Annotated in this window: 15 protein-coding genes, 6 tRNA genes and 2 pseudogenes; 1 reads left to right on the forward strand and 22 read right to left on the reverse strand. The window is 33.8% G+C overall.

What is annotated here, in order from left to right; all coding sequences use genetic code 11:
• Nucleotides 1–210 precede the first annotated feature (210 nt).
• From tuf to rpsL, 4 genes are all read right to left on the reverse strand, one after another.
• A complete protein-coding gene (tuf, locus tag ACTQ46_RS09455) occupies nt 211–1,404 on the reverse strand; it encodes an elongation factor Tu (RefSeq protein WP_441748145.1) in 1,194 nt (397 codons plus the stop codon).
• 23 nt (nt 1,405–1,427) lie between these two features.
• Nucleotides 1,428–3,500 (reverse strand): elongation factor G, encoded by a 2,073-nt coding sequence (fusA, locus tag ACTQ46_RS09460; protein ID WP_441749325.1) that lies wholly within the window; start codon nt 3,498–3,500, stop codon nt 1,428–1,430.
• Between the two features lie 35 nt (nt 3,501–3,535).
• Nucleotides 3,536–4,006, reverse strand: coding sequence for a 30S ribosomal protein S7 (gene rpsG, locus ACTQ46_RS09465; protein WP_441749327.1), 471 nt, complete (start codon nt 4,004–4,006; stop codon nt 3,536–3,538).
• Nucleotides 4,007–4,134: 128 nt separating this feature from the next.
• The gene (gene rpsL, locus ACTQ46_RS09470; RefSeq protein WP_441749329.1) at nt 4,135–4,545 is read right to left on the reverse strand and encodes a 30S ribosomal protein S12; all 411 of its coding nucleotides are present in this window, start codon (nt 4,543–4,545) and stop codon (nt 4,135–4,137) included.
• A gap of 166 nt (nt 4,546–4,711) precedes the next feature.
• Between rpsL and ACTQ46_RS09475 the strand changes: the two genes are divergently transcribed.
• Nucleotides 4,712–5,650: a magnesium transporter CorA family protein gene (locus tag ACTQ46_RS09475; RefSeq protein ID WP_441749331.1), complete on the forward strand. Its 939-nt coding sequence runs from the start codon at nt 4,712–4,714 to the stop codon at nt 5,648–5,650.
• A 407-nt stretch (nt 5,651–6,057) separates the two neighbouring features.
• Here the strand turns inward: ACTQ46_RS09475 and ACTQ46_RS09480 are convergent, their stop codons facing one another.
• The 18 genes and pseudogenes from ACTQ46_RS09480 to ACTQ46_RS09565 form a co-directional block, all read right to left on the reverse strand.
• The gene (locus ACTQ46_RS09480; RefSeq protein WP_441749333.1) at nt 6,058–6,594 is read right to left on the reverse strand and encodes a hypothetical protein; all 537 of its coding nucleotides are present in this window, start codon (nt 6,592–6,594) and stop codon (nt 6,058–6,060) included.
• Nucleotides 6,595–6,660: 66 nt separating this feature from the next.
• Entirely contained in the window at nt 6,661–9,546 is a 2,886-nt protein-coding gene (locus tag ACTQ46_RS09485; RefSeq protein ID WP_441749335.1) for a DEAD/DEAH box helicase, read from the reverse strand.
• A 145-nt stretch (nt 9,547–9,691) separates the two neighbouring features.
• Complete coding sequence (locus ACTQ46_RS09490) at nt 9,692–12,646, reverse strand: type I restriction endonuclease subunit R (protein WP_441749337.1); 2,955 nt, start codon at nt 12,644–12,646, stop codon at nt 9,692–9,694.
• 15 nt (nt 12,647–12,661) lie between these two features.
• Nucleotides 12,662–13,942, reverse strand: a complete 1,281-nt coding sequence (locus ACTQ46_RS09495; RefSeq protein ID WP_441749339.1) for a restriction endonuclease subunit S — start codon at nt 13,940–13,942, stop codon at nt 12,662–12,664.
• Between the two features lie 6 nt (nt 13,943–13,948).
• Entirely contained in the window at nt 13,949–16,054 is a 2,106-nt protein-coding gene (locus ACTQ46_RS09500) for a type I restriction-modification system subunit M (RefSeq protein WP_441749341.1), read from the reverse strand.
• Nucleotides 16,055–16,132: 78 nt separating this feature from the next.
• Complete coding sequence (locus tag ACTQ46_RS09505) at nt 16,133–16,348, reverse strand: helix-turn-helix domain-containing protein (RefSeq protein ID WP_185162779.1); 216 nt, start codon at nt 16,346–16,348, stop codon at nt 16,133–16,135.
• Nucleotides 16,349–16,408: 60 nt separating this feature from the next.
• On the reverse strand, nt 16,409–16,768 hold the full coding sequence (locus ACTQ46_RS09510) for a plasmid mobilization protein (protein WP_185162778.1): 360 nt from the start codon (nt 16,766–16,768) through the stop codon (nt 16,409–16,411).
• Nucleotides 16,769–17,263: 495 nt separating this feature from the next.
• Entirely contained in the window at nt 17,264–17,719 is a 456-nt protein-coding gene (locus tag ACTQ46_RS09515; RefSeq protein ID WP_441749348.1) for a cation transporting ATPase C-terminal domain-containing protein, read from the reverse strand.
• Nucleotides 17,720–17,731: 12 nt separating this feature from the next.
• Nucleotides 17,732–18,049: pseudogene (locus tag ACTQ46_RS09520) on the reverse strand (HAD-IC family P-type ATPase); the annotation flags it as partial.
• Between the two features lie 18 nt (nt 18,050–18,067).
• On the reverse strand, nt 18,068–19,603 hold the full coding sequence (locus ACTQ46_RS09525) for a cation-translocating P-type ATPase (protein ID WP_441749343.1): 1,536 nt from the start codon (nt 19,601–19,603) through the stop codon (nt 18,068–18,070).
• A 27-nt stretch (nt 19,604–19,630) separates the two neighbouring features.
• Nucleotides 19,631–19,822: pseudogene (locus ACTQ46_RS09530) on the reverse strand (cation-transporting P-type ATPase); the annotation flags it as partial.
• 354 nt (nt 19,823–20,176) lie between these two features.
• Nucleotides 20,177–20,947, reverse strand: a complete 771-nt coding sequence (locus tag ACTQ46_RS09535; protein ID WP_441749345.1) for a hypothetical protein — start codon at nt 20,945–20,947, stop codon at nt 20,177–20,179.
• A gap of 279 nt (nt 20,948–21,226) precedes the next feature.
• Nucleotides 21,227–21,303, reverse strand: a tRNA-Arg gene (locus ACTQ46_RS09540).
• A gap of 3 nt (nt 21,304–21,306) precedes the next feature.
• Nucleotides 21,307–21,381, reverse strand: a tRNA-Gly gene (locus tag ACTQ46_RS09545).
• Nucleotides 21,382–21,518: 137 nt separating this feature from the next.
• Nucleotides 21,519–21,604 (reverse strand) — tRNA-Tyr (locus tag ACTQ46_RS09550).
• A gap of 9 nt (nt 21,605–21,613) precedes the next feature.
• Nucleotides 21,614–21,689 (reverse strand) — tRNA-Thr (locus ACTQ46_RS09555).
• A gap of 58 nt (nt 21,690–21,747) precedes the next feature.
• A tRNA-Asp gene (locus ACTQ46_RS09560) sits at nt 21,748–21,824 on the reverse strand.
• 62 nt (nt 21,825–21,886) lie between these two features.
• Nucleotides 21,887–21,962 (reverse strand) — tRNA-Val (locus ACTQ46_RS09565).
• Nucleotides 21,963–21,994: the final 32 nt, after the last annotated feature.

Raw genomic sequence — 21,994 nt, forward strand, 5'->3', positions numbered from 1 at the left:
TAAGGTACTCCCCTGTTTCTATAAAGCATGACGGATATAGGAAAGTTTTCTAAAGGTTCATTATCCTACGTAGAAAAATGAATGCTCTTTTCATTTTTCATCCATAACTCCACTCTTTCACTCTATCACTCTTCACTCTTTCTTTTAAATCTCTTTCCCTTATCAAATCAAAAAAAGAAGACAGCCGAAACTGTCCTCTTTAAAGTTTTCTTATTCAACAATTTTAGTAACAACGCCTGAAGCTACTGTTCTTCCACCCTCACGGATAGCGAAACGTAGTCCTTCTTCGATTGCGATTGGAGTGATAAGTTCAACGATGAATTTTGCATTATCGCCTGGCATTACCATTTCTACTCCATCTTCTAGTTCGATGTTTCCTGTTACGTCTGTTGTTCTGAAGTAGAATTGTGGTCTGTATCCGCTGAAAAATGGTGTATGACGTCCACCTTCTTCTTTTGTTAATACATATACTTCAGATTCGAATTTTGTATGTGGGTGGATAGATCCTGGAGCTGCTAATACTTGTCCTCTTTCGATCTCTTCTCTTTGTACCCCACGTAGCAACGCTCCGATATTGTCTCCGGCTTGCGCGTCGTCAAGTTGTTTCTTGAACATCTCAACTCCTGTTACTACTACTGTTCTTGATTCGTCTGCAAGTCCTACGATTTCTACGTTGTCTCCTACAGATACACGGCCTCTTTCTACTCTACCAGTCGCTACTGTTCCACGTCCTGTGATTGAGAAGATGTCCTCTACAGGCATTAGGAATGGATGATCTACGTCTCTTGTTGGCTCGTCGATGTATGCATCTACTTCTTCCATCAATTTAACGATTTTGTCTCCCCATTCTCCGTCTGGATCTTCTAATGCTTTTAATGCAGATCCTACTACGATTGGAGTGTTGTCTCCGTCATAATCGTATTCGTTTAATAGATCTCTTACTTCCATTTCTACTAATTCGATTAATTCTTCGTCGTCAACTTGGTCTTGTTTGTTTAGGAATACGACCATTTTAGGAATTCCTACCTGACGGCCAAGTAAGATATGCTCTCTTGTTTGAGGCATTGGACCGTCTGCTGCTGATACTACTAGGATTGCACCGTCCATTTGGGCAGCTCCTGTGATCATGTTCTTAACGTAGTCGGCATGGCCTGGACAGTCTACGTGTGCGTAGTGTCTGTTTGCTGTTTCGTACTCTACGTGAGAAGTAGAAATTGTGATTCCTCTTTCTCTCTCTTCTGGTGCTTTGTCGATATTTGCATAATCAACGAACTCTCCAGAACCGAACCTTTTGTTTAATACTAATGTGATCGCTGCTGTTAATGTTGTTTTACCATGGTCAACGTGACCGATAGTTCCGATATTAACATGGGGTTTATTTCTTTCAAATTTTGCTTTTGACATTGAGTGATTCCTCCCGACTTAAATTATTTTTTATCTCCTAGTACTTCTTCTGAAACAGATTTCGGTACTTTTTCGTAGTGGTCAAATTGCATAGAATAAGTTGCACGTCCTTGAGTGTTTGATCTCAAGTCTGTTGCATACCCAAACATTTCTCCTAGAGGAACATAAGCATCTAAAATATGAATACCGTCTTTAGGATTCATACCATTGATTTTACCTCTTCTTGAAGAAATATCTCCCATTACATCTCCTAGATATTCATCAGGAGTTGTAACTTCGACTTTCATCATCGGCTCTAATAATGCAGGATCTGCTTTTCTGTTAGCATCTTTGAATGCCATAGATCCAGCAATTTTGAAAGCCATCTCTGAAGAGTCGACTTCATGATAAGATCCATCATATAATGTAACTTTGATGTCAAGTACTGGGTATCCGCCAAGAACTCCTGATTCTGAAGCTTCTTTAATTCCTTCTTCTACAGAACCGATATATTCTTTTGGAATAGCTCCCCCAACGATCGCATTTACAAACTCAAAACCTGATCCTTCTTCTTGAGGCTCAAGTTTGATCTTAACATGACCATATTGTCCACGTCCACCAGACTGACGAGCATATTTCATGTCTGATTCTGATGGTTTTGTAATAGACTCTCTGTAAGAAACTTGAGGATTACCAATATTCGCTTCTACTTTGAACTCTCTTAATAATCGGTCTACGATAATTTCAAGGTGAAGTTCACCCATACCTGCGATAATAGTTTGTCCTGTTTCTTCATCTGTATAAGTTCTGAAAGTTGGATCTTCTTCTGCCAATTTTTGTAAAGCAATACTCATTTTTTCTTGAGATGCTTTTGTTTTAGGCTCGATCGCTACATCGATTACAGGTTCTGGGAACTCCATTTTTTCAAGGATAATTTCATTATCCATGTCGCAAAGAGTATCTCCAGTTGTTGTATCTTTAAGTCCTACAGCAGCAGCAATATCCCCTGCATAAACTGTTTCAACTTCTTCTCTTTTATTCGCATGCATCATCATGATACGGCCAATACGCTCTCTTTTGCCTTTAGTAGAGTTGTATACATAGCTTCCTGATTGTAATACTCCTGAATACACTCTGAAATACGCTAATTTTCCTACGAAAGGATCCGTAACGATTTTGAAAGCAAGTGCAGAGAATGGCTCATCATCAGAAGCTTTTCTTTCAGAAGGCTCTTCTTCCCCTGGAATAATACCTGTGATTGCAGGTACATCAAGTGGTGAGGGCATGAAATCTAGGATAGCATCCAGCAAAGGTTGTACCCCTTTGTTTTTGTATGCAGAACCGCATAATACCGGGTTCATTCCTAAATTCATTGTTCCTTTACGGATTGCCGCTTTGATCTCATCTTCCGTAAGTTCTTCGCCTTCAAGATATTTCATCATAATCTCTTCATCGTGTTCTGCTACGTTTTCGATTAATAGATTACGATACTCTTCTGCTTGATCTTTTAACTCTTCAGGGATATCTGTAATATCGATATCAGTTCCTAATTCGTCTTTATATATATGCGCTTTCATTGTAATTAAATCTACAACTCCAACGAATTTATCTTCAGCTCCGATAGGAATTTCTAGAGGAACTGGATTTGTACGTAATTTATCTCTTATTGTTTCAATTGACGCGAAGAAATCTGCTCCTGTCGCATCCATTTTGTTAATAAAACAAATTCTTGGTACCCCGTATTTATCCGCTTGTCTCCAAACAGTTTCTGACTGAGGCTCAACTCCGCTTTTTGCATCGAATAGAGCAACCGCCCCATCCAATACTCTTAAGGATCTTTCAACTTCAACTGTGAAGTCAACGTGTCCAGGAGTATCAATGATATTGATTCTGTGATCTTTCCAGATACAAGTTGTCGCAGCAGAAGTGATGGTTATACCTCTTTCCTGCTCCTGTTGCATCCAGTCCATTTGAGCAGCACCATCATGGGTATCTCCAATTTTATGAATTTTACCAGAATAGTAAAGAATACGCTCAGTAGTTGTAGTTTTACCCGCATCGATATGAGCCATGATTCCGATATTTCTGGTGTTTTTTAATGAGTATTGTCTTCCCATTTTGTCTCCTTCCTAATTCTAGGATGATACAGTGATTAATATCTATAATGTGCAAAAGCTTTATTTGCTTCAGCCATCTTATGAACATCTTCTCGTTTTTTAACGCTGGCACCTGAATTGTTAGATGCATCGATGATTTCACGAGCTAATCTGTCAATCATCGTACGTTCGCCACGATTTCTAGAATAAGTAGTCAACCATCTAAGACCTAGTGTTTGTCTTCTTTCTGGACGAACCTCGATTGGAACTTGATAGTTCGCTCCACCGATTCTTCTAGATTTAACTTCAAGAACTGGCATAATGTTGTTTAATGCTTTATAGAATACTTCTAAAGCATCCTCACCTGTTTCATTCTTTACGATATCAAAGGCTTTGTAAACAATTGTTTGAGCCGTTCCTTTTTTACCATCTAACATGATATTATTTATAAGTTTAGTAACCACCTTATCATTATATAATGGATCCGGCATTACTTCTCTTTTAGGTATATGACCTTTTCTTGGCACTTTGCTTCCCTCCTTACCAAATTGTAGTAGTTCTACGGTACTCGACTTCCGCCGTTGTGCTGTAATGTATGTGAAAATCTTCTTTTTGTATTAAAAATTCGTTCTTACATTAAGCAGCTTAAAATTTCTTATTTAGGTTTTTTTGCTCCATATTTAGAACGACCTTGTTTTCTGTCAGCAACAGCTGCTGTGTCAAGTGCACCTCTAACAATATGGTAACGAACTCCTGGTAAGTCTTTTACTCTTCCACCACGAATTAAAACAACACTATGTTCTTGAAGGTTGTGTCCGATTCCTGGGATGTAAGAGTTAACTTCCATTCCGTTTGAAAGACGAACTCTGGCTACTTTACGTAAAGCTGAGTTAGGTTTCTTAGGAGTTACAGTTCTTACAGAAGTACAAACTCCTCTCTTTTGTGGAGAATTTACTTGAGTATACGTTTTACGGATACTGTTGAAATTAACACCTAAAGCTGGAGAATTAGATTTTGATTTTTGTTTTTGTCTTCCTTGTTTGATAATCTGATTTATAGTTGGCATATGTCCACCTCCTCAATTAAATTTTAGCAAAAAAAAGAATCTCATAGCTATCCATTTTTTTGTCCTTGACCATTTTATCACCTTATACAGGCGTTGTCAAATACAACTATGTTTATTTTTCTATTGCCTATATAATAGTAGATAGAGAATAAAATGGAGGTATACAATGCTTATAACACCCGATTTTTCGACAGATCGTCCTTTTGATAAAGAAATGCTCAATCAGGACAAATTGATTGTAGCATATCTAAGCAAAGAAGAGATGAATTCCTTTTTAAAAGAATATAACATAGATACAATTATTATGCACACTTTGTCCGAACCCGACCCTATTATTGCTAATACCGCTACCCAGAATGTCCGCTACACATTTTCCATAGTGGATATCTTAAATTTTCATTCACCGGACCAAAGCCACGACCGTATCGGTCTTTATCTCGATAAAAATAGACTTATTATTGTCGATATTGAAGATAAAGACCAGTCTACGAAAACAGCAATTTGCAAAAGCCTCGAGGATACATCGATAGAAAATATGGATTTTGGAAAAATACTCTACCATTTCTTCTATACATTGATCCAGCCTCATAACCAGATTTACGGAAAACTTCAGCGAAAGATAGAAACATTAGATAATATGATATTAAAGAACGAAACGCCTCAGGGGTTTAGCAGCGAAATTATGACCATAAATCACGAACTATTGGAACTGGAAGATTATTACGATCAGCTCGTAGATGTTATTGAAGTTTTAGCTGACAATGAAAATGGCTTGCTGCAAGACCAGAATCTGCATTTTTTAAGAAATCTTTCAAATAGAATCGAACGTTACTCCAACAATAATGATCTTCTTCGAAACTATTTAACTCAAGTACGAGATGCTTACGACTCCCTTATCAATCTCAATCTTAATAAGACCATGCAGACTTTCACTACGATAACTGTGATTTTTTCCCCTTTGACTCTTATCGCTGGATGGTATGGCATGAACTTCAAGTATATGCCTGAACTCAGCCACCGTTTTGGGTATCTCTATGTTATATTTATCAGTCTTGTTGTAGTCACAGGTATCGTTTATATAATGAAAAAGAAAAAACTAATGTAGCACTCTGTTCTATTGTACTTTTGAGAGAACGTTTGTGCGGTATTGATTTCTATAAAAAATAATAGGGAATAGAAATCATTTGATCTCTATTCCCTATACTTTTCTGCTCTTACTGTTCTCGATAGAGCAATCTTTAGAATACTATTTTCCTGCCTTGCTTGGCTTTTTTGTTTTTAGAACATAACGGTTTATTCCTTCATTTACAAGTACCAACATAATAGAAAGGAGGATGATTACTCCCACTCTACATTTGTTAATGTCCTTTGAGTGCAAAATGCTCAAATTAAGACATTATTTAACAGTTCACTTCTGTTCTGTGCGTATGGTTTAGGTAGATTTTCAACTTATTTTACCCGTTCCAGTCCCAGTTCCGATTAAATAAACAACAAATTTAATATTAAACAAAATTATATCTTTAATCTTCTCTCTTTAGATTCATTGGCATATTCCGAAATTGTTTTATCACTCTTTATAATATAAGATTTATTTGTAGAATCTAAAATTTGGAATTTAATTTTTTTATCTAATTTTATATTGTTTTTATCAACCCAATCTGTCACAAGTCTTAAATAAGCCTTTTTTTCATAATATAAGTCTAACTTCTCTTCTATTTTTAATTTATAAGGCAATTTTTGAGATAATAATCCTTGCATTTCTGTCATTATTTTATATCTACCTTTAGATTTGTTATATGGCAATATAGACCAATCATCTATTATAACCTCTCTATTTCCTATGTTAATTATTGTAATTCCTATATAATCTCCTAATTGCTCGCCTGTATTAGGGTCTACAATAGTTACTGGATCATTAAATTTTAATTTTAATTTCTTCTTGTTAGTTAACCTCGTTTGATACAATGCAACAACTACAGCTATAAAAGTAGCCAATACACCTAAACATGTTCCAATAGCTGATACTTTATTCCAAAACAATTCGTCCATCCTCTTGCACCTCTTTTTTTGAAATATAATATGTAATATCAATTTAAAGGTAGAATTATAATATTACTATTTACTGCCGATTATCAGTAATTCCCTTACCCTCCCACTATTTTTTAAAAATGCTGATGCTGATGATAAAACTATACCGAATTCTTCTTTCATATGAATAGACTTACTAATCCCTGGCTGAACAATATAAACAGTGGCTTGCATAGATCTTTTTCTTCCCATCAATGCTTTAAAACTCGTAAAATTTCCTTTTATAAAAGTACTATTAATAGTATTTCTATTTCTTGTATCAATCTTATTAACCAATTCAGCCCTACTTTTAAGCCATCTAGTACACTTAATAGCTTGTTGTGCTACCTCATACACATCATCTAATCGAGAGTTATAATTTTTTCCTACCTGAGATTTGCAATGATATAATTCTATATTAATATAAGAATCATTCTCATTAAATGTAATAAAATCTGCAATTTCACCTGACCCATGATCAAAAAATATATGAGAAGCTTCTTTTTCTCTTAACAACCATCCTTTTAGTCCATCCTGTATGGATATCTCCCCAGTTTCTTCATTTTTACCACATTCTATACTAGTGTCAACGTTCAACTGAAACCAGTCTATAGGAATTACTCTATTTTGGTCAAATCTCTCTAGCTCTAAATTTCCCTTTAACACTTCGTGACCATAAAATAAAGTATCATCTATTGTCTTAAAAGTAATTGGGTATTCGTTAAAAAACTCTGATAAAAAATATTCATTTCTACCATCTAAACATTTAAATTTTCTTTCTTCGGAATAATACTTACCTGTTATATCACAGGATAAAGTTTCAATTTCATCAAAAATTTCTACTTGAAAATAAATTTTATTTTTCTTTTGATTTACATATAAAACCCTTAAATCAATATCAGTAATTAAAGATTTCTTACTGCTGTCATCAATCAAGATAATAGTTCCAGGTGAGGTATACACATTTTCTGAAAGAAAAGCAAATATTGTATTGTTCTCGTATTCAGTTATTCTTTCAGATAAAGGCAACTTATCATAATTCGTATTAGTTTTTACTTGTAAATAAGGATTTGATATTTTTTCTCCTAAGGCATCACACCATTTAATATAATCCGGTATATTTAAATATATCTGACTCCAGACTTTTGAACCACTGCTATAACCAATAGTTAATTCTTCACTATCTGTATACACTTTACAAAAAACATGTCCTGCAGATTGCATTTTTCCTGTCGTTTCATCAATAGAAGAGGCTGTGTTTGAACCAGCATAAATTCTATATGATTCTCCACTTTCTGCATATCTATTTTGCATTCCCGTATTGAAAAACTCGTAATTTTCATAACCTGCCAAAACTCTATGCATCTCGCTACGTGGTATTTTACTATATGAAGTCGCAAAACACTCCGCAATTGATTCATAAGTTGCTTCTGATTTTGTATGTGCATAAATAAATAATAAATTTGTTTTTTGTTGAAAATGAACTATATATAATCCTAATTCTTTATTAACTGGCATATCCCCATCAAGCCATAAAGGTATCGTGTATATGTTTGAAATACCTATAATTGTATTAGTCTCAAAGCTTTTGTAAACATCGTCTTCAATCATTAATTGTTTTGGAAATTTTCCATCTATATCAAAATTTTCTATTTCATATACTTTTGCATGAAAATTAGGTCTAATGCTACTTATAGGTATTATTTCTTCTTCTGATTCAGGCTTGGAAAATTGACTAATTATTTCCTGACTTTCTATCTGCTCCTCAATCTTTTCTTCCGATATATTTATAATCATATCCTGCCATGCTGCATCACTGGAATATAATTTTTTATTTCCAATCTTCAGATTTTCGTCATTCATAGCAATAAATGTAGCGGGTCCTATATTTGTAGCATTAGTACGAGCAAATCTACCAATAAATTGTAAGGTACTAGCAAGTGATTTTTGTGGCTCGTGTATAGCTGCAATCTTAAGATTAGGGAAATCAAATCCCTCTCCTAACATATCAACACATATTATTCCATCTAAATTCTTATTTTTCAAATCATCTAAAGCCTTATCTACTGTTTTATATGACATAGAACTATCAATACGTTTAAGTTTTAAATTAGTAATTTCTCTATATAGTTCTTCTAGTCCCTTTGCTTTACTTTTTGTATCTGTTCTAACCATCATATAATGGTCATAACCTTGTTCTCTATCATTTAAAAAAACTCGTTCAGCTTCTAATGCAATAAGTCGATCTTTTTCAGATGACTCTTCAATAGGATTAAAAATAATTTCACCAAAAATACCATCTTTATATGCTTTAGATAGAGGATAATTATAAATCTGCTTACCCTTTATTTCCTTCCTATCTAACCTAAATGGCGTGGCCGTAACTAAAAGTGATGGAGTATTAGACATGTTCACTAGTATTTTTTGCCAAGATAGAGCTGGCACATGGTGGGCCTCATCAATTATTATATAATCAAAACTGTTGCTTATTTCTTGTTCAGAAATTGAAACAGCTACTTTATGTGTAGAAATAACAATATCTGAATCATTAATAGATGTTTCATGTTCTTTAGTGTATAGTTTTTTTGCTTCAAAAATCTTTGGAGGATTAATATCTTGTGAGAATACTCCTATGTTTTTTAAAGTTTTAATATTACTATAATCCTCATAAATTTGTCCTCTAACTAAGGCACTTGGTGTAACAATCAAAACTTTATTTTTACGCAATACATATGGTGCCATCATTAAAACAGTAGTTTTCCCAGATCCTGTAGGCATAACAATAATTGAACTTCCAGTTTTATCTAAAGTATCATTAGATGCTATCGCATGGATTGCACCAATCTGAGCATTTCTTAAACCTTTGTTCGATTCAGATGAAATAGGATATTGAACTTTATCATAAAAATTCAAAAAATAACTAATTAAAATCACCTTCCTATAAATTAACCACATATCTATACTGGATATCCTTCTAACTTAATAAAAATAACTAAATCATAGTTTAACAGTATCTTAATATCATTTAGATTAAGCCAATTAGTATCTTGAGCCTTATCATCCACAGGCTTCTATCTTCTTAAATCTTTAAATCACTATTAAACTCTTTCCCCTCAGTATTATAAGTTACATCAAAAACTAAGTCAGAAAGCCATTTTTTAAATGAATCATTATCTTGGTATTGCTTGAAAATCTCAATGTTATCCGTCATCATATTCATAATAACTCTACCTAATGCCCTTTCACTTTCTAGTTTAGCATTTTGTTTATCTGAATTTTTCATAGCATTTTGATAGGCTTTATCCTTTGCTACAGCCTTTGGAATTTTTGATATATGATCTTTAACTTGGTCCTCATCTTTCCAATCTATATCTCCAAACATATCATGAAAAATGTCTAATATTTTACTTAAATAATCTAGTTCTGGGTTGTCTATATAGGCCTTTCCACTTGTAGGTACAGGATCTATTTCATAATCACCCTCGTCCTCTAAAACTATGGATAAGCTTTTTTGGGCCTGTACTCTATAACTATCTAAATCTATAGATTCCAATATGCCCTTAGATAAGTCTTCTCCCTTTGGTGAAGGTAATTTAGGAATCAATAATCTTAAGAATATATTAAGTTTTTCCCATTCAATATTTCCAATAGGCAATATTGATGCTAAAAAACCATAGGTTCTTACAAAAGCCTTTGCATTACCTTTAAAATCTATTTGTTCATCTTCTTCAAGTTTCTTATATTCTTTAGCACAAGTATCCAATATATAATCTAATTTTTCACGACTAACCCCATTAATATATTTTTCAACTAGTTCATTAATTTGATAATCCGAATATACTTGATGAAATTCTAGCTCACTTTGTATATCATATAGTTTATTAGGATCCGTCTCTTCTGATAAAATTGTAGTTGTATAATAGGATTGGAAAGCTTCTTTTATAAGATCAACATCATTTACAAAATCTAAAATAAATGTATCAACCTTACCAGGATGAGACCTATTTAACCTAGAAAGCGTTTGTACAGCTTTTATTCCAGAAAGAGGTTTATCTACATACATAGTATGGAGTAAGGGCTCATCATAACCTGTCTGGAACTTATCTGCAACAACTAAAAATCTATAGGGATCATGTTTTATTTTCTTTTCAATTTGAGAACTTGGAAATCCATTGATTTTGGATTCAGTTAACTTTTGCCCCTTAAACTCCTTCTCACCAGAAAAGGCAACAATAGCTTTATACTGACTTTTTCTTTCAGCCAAAGATTTTTCAATTGCATAGTAATACTCTATAGCCCTCTCTATACTACTAGTTATAACCATGGCCCTAGCCTGTCCATTAATCTTGCCCTTATTTATTACTTGTTCATGAAAATGATTTACCATTATATCTGCTTTCTGCCCTATAGCATATTCATTAGACTCAACATAATTTCTTAGTTTTCTCTGAGCTTTTTTCGTATCATACATAGGATCATCTTCCACTATCTTTGCTAATTTATAATAGCTTTTTATAGTTGTATAATTTTGTAATACATCCAATATAAATCCTTCTTCTATGGCCTGTTTCATACTATAGTTATGAAAAGGTTCATGCTTTACTTCTCCATTTTTAAGAACTTCTTCTCCAAACATCTCTAAGGTTTTATTCTTAGGTGTAGCAGTAAAGGCAAAATAACTAGCATTATCAAGCATCTTTCTGCCTTCCATTATTCTAATAATCTTGTCTTCTGTAGTTTCTTCTTCATCAATACCTGAAAGAGCCATATTCATATTGGCTGATAAACTACCACTTTGGCTAGAGTGTGCCTCATCTATTAAGATTGCAAACTTATTATCCCTATGAGAAGTTCCAATCTCATCTAATATAAATGAAAATTTATGAACAGTCGTTATAATTATCTTCTTCTCTTCATTAATAAGTTTTGCCAAATCTGCAGAGCTTTCAGCATGACCTACAGTACTAGAAACTTGCATAAACTGCTTTATGGTATCTCTTATTTGCTTATCAAGTATAACCCTGTCTGTAACTATTATTACAGAATCAACTAGATTTTCCCCTTCTCTTTCAAGAGAAACTAGTTGATGTGCTGTCCAAGCTATAGAATTACTCTTTCCACTTCCCGCTGAATGTTGAATTAAGTATTTCTTCCCCACTCCATTATTATAAACATCTGCTAACAGTTTCTTTACAACATCCCACTGATGGTATCTAGGAAATATTTGTTTCTCTTTCCTCTTTTTAGTTTGCTCATCCACCTCTACTACTAGTTGAGCATAGTTCTCTATAATATTAGTAAGTTCATTTTTTTCTAATATTATCTTCCACAAATAATCTGTCTTTATGCCACTAGGATTAGGAGGATTGCCCCTACCATTTTGAAAACCCTTATTAAGAGGCAAGAACCAAGAACTATTCCCACTTAATTTTGTGCAAAAATATACCTCATTATCGTCAACTGCAAAGTGAGCCATACATCTTTTAAACTGAAAAAGTAAATCTTTTGAATCCCTGTCATTTTTATATTGATATATAGCATCCTTATAGTTTTGATTAGTTAGGGTGTTCTTAAGTTCCATAGTAATTACAGGTAAACCATTTATAAAAATAGCCAGGTCTAAAGCCAATCTTCTATTACTTTTAGAATACTGTAGCTGTCTAATAACAGAAAAAATATTTTTGTTAAAGTTTTTTTGTGATTCTAGGTTCATATCTGACGGAGTTAAATAAAACATTATTAAATCGGCTGGATATACTTTTATACCATTTCTAAGTACATCTATAATTCCTCTTTTAGTGATTTCTTTTGATAATCTATCAAAAAATTGTTTCTTCTTATGTTCACTTTCCTTTATGCCTAAAAGCTCTACTTGTTGAGGCTGTGTATATTCTAAGAACCTTATAAGCCTTCCTTCATCTACTGCAAAGTCTAAATTATAGTCCTTAGTATTTCCAAGTTCATATCCATTACTTTCTACAAGATATTCTACAATTATATCCTCCAGTCCCTCTTCTTTTACATTAGTAAACAACTATCTCACCCCTTTCTAATTCAAACGATAATCTCTAACATCTATTTTACCTGTGACTGCATTAGCTATTAATGCAGTCTTATATTCTTTTATAAGTGATATTTCCTTTTTATATAGTTCAACAGTTCTATCTATTTTAGATGTTTCTCTATATATGTATTCTACAATTATTTCTTGCTCATTTATAGGGGGAACTGGAATCTCCATGCCTAAGAAAATATTAGACCTTATAGTTTTTCTCAGGCCACTATACAGAGATTTTAATGCTTTTTTATTGTCTATGGCTAGATAATAATAATAAAGATAGAATTTATTAATACCATTAATAGTAAAAACATTATACGCTCCTGTAATCATCCCATCTAATCCGGATAAACCCACTGTCCTTGGTGTCTCATCTATATCAAATAAGCAAAAAACTATATCGTTTCTTTTTACAATTTTATATGTTTCAAAACTACTCGGGAACTTTCCTTTTGGGTTCTCCAAGTCTCTTTTTATTATACCTTTTTTAGTTAATGATAATAAATTAAATTCTTTACTTTTTGAACCTACAACATTTTTATTTTCATTTAAGAAATGTCTGTTTTTGAATGTTTCCCAGTGTCTAGGGATTTGTCCTATCCAATCTATACCACTATCCTTATACCCTACATTCTTATCTATTCCCTTAGTTACAGCGTCGTTAATTATAACTTCCTTTTGCTCTTTTAAAAGCGCTATCTGCCTTTCTGTTAGTTCTACAAATTTATCTATTTTACCTAGATTATAGTCTAGAAAGTCAACTATTTTGTCTTGTTCTTCTTTTGGGGGGAATGGATATAATTGCTCTGCAAATGTTTTAAACCTAAAATCAGTAGATCTTTCTCTTATCCCTCTACTTAAAGACATAATAAACCCATTGTGAGCCATTTCTCTTACTATAAAAGCATAATAATAATTGTTTAATAATATTTTCCCATTACATATACTCAAGATTGGTGAACCTTTTCCATCAGAGTCAGAAACTCCTGCCGCTCCAGCGAATGAATCCATTTGATGAATGACTAAGTCTCCCTTTTTTATTTCTTGATAACCTATTTCTTGTATAGATTCTGTAAAACTAGTTGTTCGTCTATTTTTTCTTAAAGTTACCTCTCCGTCCCTAAAACATGTAATAACTTCATCTTCTGCTTTCACTTTTCTTTTTTCCTGTTTAAATAAATTCTTCCCTCTATCAATTTCCCAATGGCTTGGTATTTTATCTATCCATGGTAAATCTACTTTTTTATATTCTTCATAAGGCTTAAATTCCATTTCTATCTAGCCCCCTATTATCTCATCTAATAAGCCGTCTGTCTCTTCTTCTAAAGCCTTTATATCTTCTACTATTTCTTCCAAAGACCTTAGTTTTACTGGCTTATAAAAATATTTTGCAAAGCTTATTTCATAGCCTATTCTAGTTCTACTTTCATCTATCCAAGCATCCTTAACATATGGAAGAACTTCTTCCTTGAAAAATCCTTCTATTCCTCCATCATAGTTTAAAGGAATTCTTTCTGTATCTCTTAGATCTGTATCTTGTTCATATTCTATATATAGATTATCCTCTTTAAAAACTCCATATATAGGATCTTCCTTGCCTTTTTTCTTTGAGGACTTTATAACCTTATTAGCCTTTTCATAGGCTATAGTTAGGTTATCCTGTATAAGTTTTCTATGCCTAGCTAAAAACTTTTCATCCTTTTCTTCTGCTAGGTTTTCTAGTTTTTCTATATATAAGTTATAATCTAAATATTCTTCTTTTCCCTCTTCTTCTTTTAGTTTTAATACTAGCTCGTATATATATTTATCATTCTTCTTTAAACTTTCTTCTAGCCTGTCTAAATTTTCTTGACTTAAGTTTACCTTTAACCTAAGTGGCCTCTCTACTGTTATTTCATAGTATCCAAACTCTTCATTTTCAAATATTTTACTAAATTCATTTTCTTCAAAGTCTAAATACATTTTCATTATTTCTGTTCTTAATTCTTCTGATATTTCACAGTTTTTATTCCCTAGATTTTTCCTAAGAGGTTTTTTAAAGCTAGTAGCATCTATTAACTGGATTTTACCCTTTCTTCTATCTTCTTTCCTATTAGAAAGAACCCAGACATAAGTAGCTATTCCTGTGTTATAAAACATATTCTCAGGTAGGGCCACTATTGCCTCTAAGTAATCATTTTCTATTATATATCTTCTTAAATTACTCTCTCCACTTCCTGCATTTCCAGTAAATAATGATGACCCATTATGTACTTGAACTATTCTACTACCAAGTGGTGTACTGTGCTTCATCTTAGCAATATTATTGGCTAGAAATAACATTTGACCATCAGATTGAGAAGGAACCATCCTAAACTCTTCTTCATCTCCAAAACTAACAACAAACCTAGAGTCTGTTAGTTTATTTCTTCCACCCATTTTTTTGGCATCAGATGACCAAGACTTTCCATAAGGTGGGTTTGATATCATAAAATCAAATTCCGTAGTTGGATTGGCATCTACAGACAAGGTTGAGCCATAAGATATATTATTAGCTTGTGAACCATCACCTTTTAAAATCATATCAGCTTTAGCTATGGCATAGGTTTCTGGTTGACTTTCTTGCCCGTAAAGGTGTATTGAAAAGTTTTTATTATTCTTTTTCCCTAATTCCTTAAGCCTTTCATCTGCTATAGTCAACATACCCCCTGTGCCACAAGCACCATCATAGCACAGATAAGTTCCATCACTTATTTTATCTGATATAGGCTTAAACATTAAATCAGTCATAAGTCTTACAGCATCTCTTGGTGTAAAGTGTTCCCCAGCCTCTTCGTTGTTTTCTTCATTAAATTTTCTTATTAGTTCTTCAAAAACTGTACCCATAGTATGATTATCAAGGCCTGGTAGTAATATATCTCCATTGTCATCCAATACTGGGTTTGGACTTATATTTATTCTGGGACTTACAAATTTTTCAATTACATCTCCTAAAACATCTGCATCTGTCATAACCTTAATCTGTTCTCTAAATCTAAACTTTTCTAATATTTCTTGTATGTTTGGTGAAAATCCATCTAAATAAGCTAAAAAATCTGCTTCTAATTGCTGTTTTTTAGTTCTTGAGGTTAGATCTTTAAGTATAAAGGGAGAATCATTATAAAAAGCTTGTCCTGATACAGAACAAAGTGCCTCTGTTTGATTTAAAACTTCCATTTCATCAAGCCTTTTTTTCATTTCCCTAACTTCTTCTTTAGTATCTTCCAACACAGCATCTAGTCTTCTTATTACAGTCATAGGTAAGATAACATCTCTGTATTTTCCCCTAACAAAAACATCTCTCAATTCGTCATCTGCAATGCTCCATATAAAACTAACTATTTGACTATAAATTTTTCCTGTCATATTCATCTCTCCTCTTCATTCTATACTATCCTTGTATTAAAATACCATCTGGTTGTATCTTTAATGTATTCTATTTGTCTACCTGACATACTCCATAATATCTTCTATCTCACAATCTAAAACATAACAAATCTTTGCTATTGTAATTAAATCTATTCTTTTAACCTTGTTATTGCAATATGAATTAAGCTGGGTTCTTTGTAATTTTGCTTCCTTTTCTAATTTGTTTTTACTTATCTTTTTTTCTTCCAAGACTTCATCAATTTTAAAAATTACCCTTCCAAAATCTTGCATATTTTTATCTCCTTTTATTAATTCAATCATTAATATAATTATATCAGGCTTCTATTCTTTTTACATCTGTAAGAAGTTATTGTTATATTTTCTCGCTAGGATATTCTGAATTTTTATTATTTCTCTTGATATATCATCATTTTCTTTTTTAAGATCCTCAATATCTTCCCTGTAGATAACACCTGTAGTATTTACTCTTTTAGCTATCTGATTAAGATTACCAGAGTTCTTTCCTATAAGAGTTTGTAGCCTCCTAAAAACATTCATATCTATTACAAATATAGGAGCTTCAAGAACACTTTTCCTTATAAAATGTCCCATTGATTTTGATTTACTAAGTTCTAATTTTTCCTTAAAAAGTTCCTTTTCTTCCTTAGTCAACTTGATTTCAATCCTTTCATTCCTGTATCTATTGGCCATAATATCTTTCCTTCCTTTTATATTTTTAACTAGGGTCTTAGGGGGAACCCCTAAATCATTCTGATAAGAACCAGTAAATCCTAAGAAATCTAGATTGAAAAAATAATTATTACACTATAAATATATAACCTCATTTTAAACTGGTCGAAATCGACTAGTTTAAAAATAATTCAATACTAAGTATATGATCCAATTTTAACCCCATCGAATTCGATGGGGTTAAAGTGTTTCATAAGCAAATCCATAACTCGAGTTCTAACCGTCTCGTATTCGATACCTTTAGAAATGTATTTATATTCATAAGATAAATATAAATACAAATACAAAAAACACCATAGATTCTTTTAACAAGATCTCTATGGTGTCCCTATTTGCAATCCACTTGGCATTATTTATCTTATTATTCTAAAAAACTTTTTTACCCAATTTCGTTCCAGTTGATGATTTTGAAAGCCTGTAAACCTTGATATTATTGACTTTTGTCTTTTAATCTAACTACTCCCACTCTATAGCTGTTAGAGGCACTGTAGGCATCAATCTGTTAAAGAAAGGCAAATACACAGCTAACAACAGCAGAATCGTTGAAAGACCCAAGGCGCCAATCATAAAAGGATTTTGAAGCAGCGTCTTGTCAAATCCGAGTTTATGGGAGCGGCGAATATTAAACACTAATGCTAATTGTGCCATACCCATCATGACAAAGACAAGAGTTTGTGCATGCTCTACTTCATATCCCCTTACTATAGCTGTACGGAATACTAAGAAGCACACCGAAGCTATTAATACTCCGTTTAGAAGAATTTGGAGAACATACTTTTTGTTAAGGAGTCCCTCCCCTGACTTGCGAGGATATTCTTTCATGATATCTCCTTCTTTCGGCTCCATAGCAAAAGCCATTGCCGGGCTTAGATCGACTACAAGATTGAGCCACAAGATGTGCAGCGGCTGCACCGGAACCGGCAATAGAAATAAAATCGAAAGAATAGTGGCTACGATCTCCACTAGACAACAAGTAAATAAGAAACTGACGAATTTTTTAATATTTGAGAAAATAATTCTTCCCAGCTCAACAGCATCAACTATAGTTGAAAATCGATCATCGGTTAGGATAATATCCGAAGCTTCCTTTGCTACCTCTGTACCTCGTATCCCCATCGCTACATCGATATCTGCACCGTTTAACGCCGGACCGTCATTTACTCCGTCTCCTGTCATCGCAACAATTTTCCCTTTCGAACGAAGAGATTTCACAATTTGAAGCTTATTTTCAGGAGATACTCTCGCAAAAACCGCAGTTTTCTAAATTATCTCATTTAAATCATCCGGTTGTTCTGAAAACAATTCATCCAGTTCCATACCCGTTAAGGTGTTGTTAGAATTTGCAATACCAATTTCTGAAGCAATTGCTGCTGTTTCTGGATTATCACCGGTAATCATTTTGATTTGAATTCCAGCATCTTGTGTAATTTCTACCGATTCCATTACATCTTCTCTAGGAGGATCCACAATTCCCGCTAAACCGAGTATCTCTGTTTGCGAGATAGCCTCCTCTAAAGATTCCACTGAACCGTCTCCGCTGTAGCCTTTCAACTCCCCTACGGCGATTACACGCATCCCTTCTTTTGCAAACTGCTTATTTTCTTTTTTGAAATCTTCATGATTTTCTGAGCTCTTTTCATGTTCCAAAAGAACATCAAAAGCACCTTTAATATAGGCCTTCTCTTCACCTTCTACCTCGAATGCGGTAACCATATATTTATTTTCCGAATCAAAAGGAATCGACCCGATTTTCTTAAATTTATCCAAAGAATCAAGGCCTGTTTTTTTTCCCAGTATAAGAAGAGCCCCATCTGTAGGATCGCCATTAACCTTATACTCTCCCTCTTCTTCTTCTAAAACCGCTTCGTTGTTTAATATTCCAGATAGTATAAAATCTTTTAACAATCCTTCAGGTTGTATTTCTTTTCCGTCTTCTAATATAGAGCCTTCAGGATCATATCCCAAACCTTTCACTTTATAGGATTTTCCGTCCTTAAGAAAGATTTCCGTTACAGTCATTTCATTTTCTGTCATTGTTCCTGTTTTGTCTGAGCATATTACACCTGTAGAACCCAATGTTTCCACAGAACTTAATGTTTTTACCAAAGCATCTCTTTTCGCCATCTGCTTCATACCTCGTGCTAGAGTCATAGTAGAGACTGCAGGCATTGCTTCTGGAATTGCAGACACCGCTAATATTAGTGCAATATGAATAATATCCCCAGCTGGATCTCCTCTAAGGATTCCAAGACCTGCTACTATCACCGCTGATATCGCTGCGAAAATAATCAAATATTTCCCCATCTTATGAAGTTCTCTATCTAAAGGCGAACCGGATTCTTTTCCTTCTTTCATCATTTTAGATATTTTTCCCACTTCGGTTTTCATACCTGTATGAGTTACAACTGCTTTTCCAGTTCCTCGAGTTGCCGCTGTTCCTGCGAAAACTTGATTGATCCTATCTCCCAAAGAGAGCTTTTCTTCAGAAATAAATTCTGCATCTTTATCTACTGGCTGAGATTCCCCTGTCAAAGAAGCTTCCATTACGGAAAGATTCGTTGATTCTAGAAGACGTCCATCGGCAGTTAAAGCATCTCCGCTTTCTATTTGAATGAGATCTCCCGAAACAAGATCCGATGAATTAATTTCCTTCAGCTCTCCGCTTCGATATACTTTGACTTTTGTATGGATCATATTTTGAAGGGCTTCCATAGATTTTTGTGCACGAAGCTCCGTGAAAAAACCGAAAAACACAGCTATAAATACTGCAATTATAATAGCAATTCCTTCAGCCACATCTCCCATAATAAAAGAGATAATTATTGATCCTATTAAAAGGTATACGATCAGATTATGTACTTTATCTAATAATATCTTCCATGGCGATACTTTATCACCGCTGTCGATAATATTTCCGCCGTATTTTTCTAATCTCTTTTCTGCTTCTTCTTGTGTTAAGCCCTGTTCTCGATCTGTATCATATTTTTGAAGAATTTCTTCCCTGTTAATTGATATACATTTTCTTTTGTCATCCCATCATCCTTTCCGCCTTTCCCTATTTGTTTTATGCTGCACTCTTTTTTCATTACCCTATTTAATTAATGGGTAAACAATATGATCACAAATATTAAAGTACATTCCTATCTAGACTGTTCTCAATTTTTATAAACAATATTTACCTATACAGCAAAGTGAAATGTTATCTTGCACATTCTATCGCAACTATTATGCTTTTCTGATGTGATATTTATTCTGCAGAAATCTTCTATAAAAATGCGATATTCATTTTTCTGTATTTCTGCTAAAGAATAGCGGCTGACCTTCACGTCCATGCATCAAAAAGATGCCGATATGACAATCGGCATCTTCTTATTCTTGAGAATAGGTAAATTTACGATTATTATCAAAGAACATTTTAATGGACATAAGAACAAGTACAATAGCAAGTATAAAAGCAAGAGCCATAATAATAGGATTATTCAAATCTCTGTGCAGTATGCCAATCCCTATATATGCCCAAGCAATCGGCAATGGCAAAAATACATTTCTGATCTTTATATGAACTCCTAACGCAATAGCCGCTGCTGCTATTAAAATGATCATCGTCCAAATTTCCTCTGAAATACCAAACCCATTCCAGTTAACAGAGACTAATAAAGCTGCAATATTTACAACTGTCGCGATTAATATCCATCCGCTATAAATACCAAAGCTTATCGGAACTAGAATATTTTTTTCATTTCTAATAGGAGCTGCTTTTCTCGTTAACATTACTAAAGATAGCAATAAAAGAATGATGAAAATTACGGATATAAATATCATTTCAAATGAAAAAGTTACGATCCATCCAATATTGAAAAGACAGCTTAGCCAAAAATACGGGCTAATTTCTGTAGAAAACCTTGTAGAATAGGATGCCGTTGATTTCACTACTAAATAGACCATTGAAATAATAAGCAGTGTATAGATCAAACCCCAAATACTAAAAGTAAAAGATGGCGGAGTAATCAGTGTGGGATATTTATCCGATACCTCCTGCTGAGACATACCGTTAATAAAGCCAAAGGCCCCCAAAGCGTTAATTCCAATTGTAATAAATAATAAAACTAGATTAATAATTCCATTTCGTTTACTTTTCATATTATTCCTCCTTTTTTTATTTTTCCAATGATAAAAAGGATTGTGAATGTAAAATCCTGTCTACATAGATTATTAATACCCCAATAAGAGGATTTTAGTAATATTTTAGTTATTTCTTTGTTTATAAAATTATACTTTCTATTAATATATAATATATCTTAGATTACTATTCTCTATCCTCTTTTCTATATTATACTTGCGCTATTAAAGCATATAGCCTCCGCTTCCATAAAACAATTTTATAAACAAAAAAGGAACGTCTATATATAGACGTTCCTTTGGCGTGCGGTAGAGGATTCGAACCCCCGACCTTCTGGTCCGTAGCCAGACGCTCTATCCAGCTGAGCTAACCACACATATGGAGCGGAAGACGAGACTCGAACTCGCGACCCTCGCCTTGGCAAGGCGATGCTCTACCACTGAGCCACTTCCGCATAATATAATTTATTTAATATGATGCAACCATTTCCCCATAAGCACGCTTTTGCGCATGGCTTGGAAATGTCTGCAGTATACTAAATCAGTCTAATTCATAATGTATCGTGATTTTGTACTTCTCTCTAATTCAAATTGGTGGAGGAGAGTGGATTCGAACCACTGAAAGCGAAGCTAACGGATTTACAGTCCGTCCCCTTTGGCCAACTCGGGAACTCCTCCAAATAAAAATGGAGCTGGTGGGAGGACTTGAACCCCTAACCTACTGATTACAAGTCAGTTGCTCTACCAATTGAGCTACACCAGCTTATTGCGATAGAACTTTTGTTTATCGACTTAAATCTTTTGAATTTTCAAAAGTAAAATGGCGACCTGGATCGGGCTCGAACCGACGACCTCCAGCGTGACAGGCTGGCATTCTAACCAACTGAACTACCAGGCCGAGTTAGAATAAACTATATTCATTACTTCTTTATAAACAAAAACCACCATCTAATAAATAAATGGTGGGAGCTACAGGGCTCGAACCTGTGACCCCCTGCTTGTAAGGCAGATGCTCTCCCAACTGAGCTAAGCTCCCATTATGGTGACCCTACCGGGATTCGAACCCGG

It is taken from the genome of Gallicola sp. Sow4_E12 (assembly GCF_052116305.1).
GTDB lineage: Bacteria > Bacillota > Clostridia > Tissierellales > Peptoniphilaceae > JBQKLI01.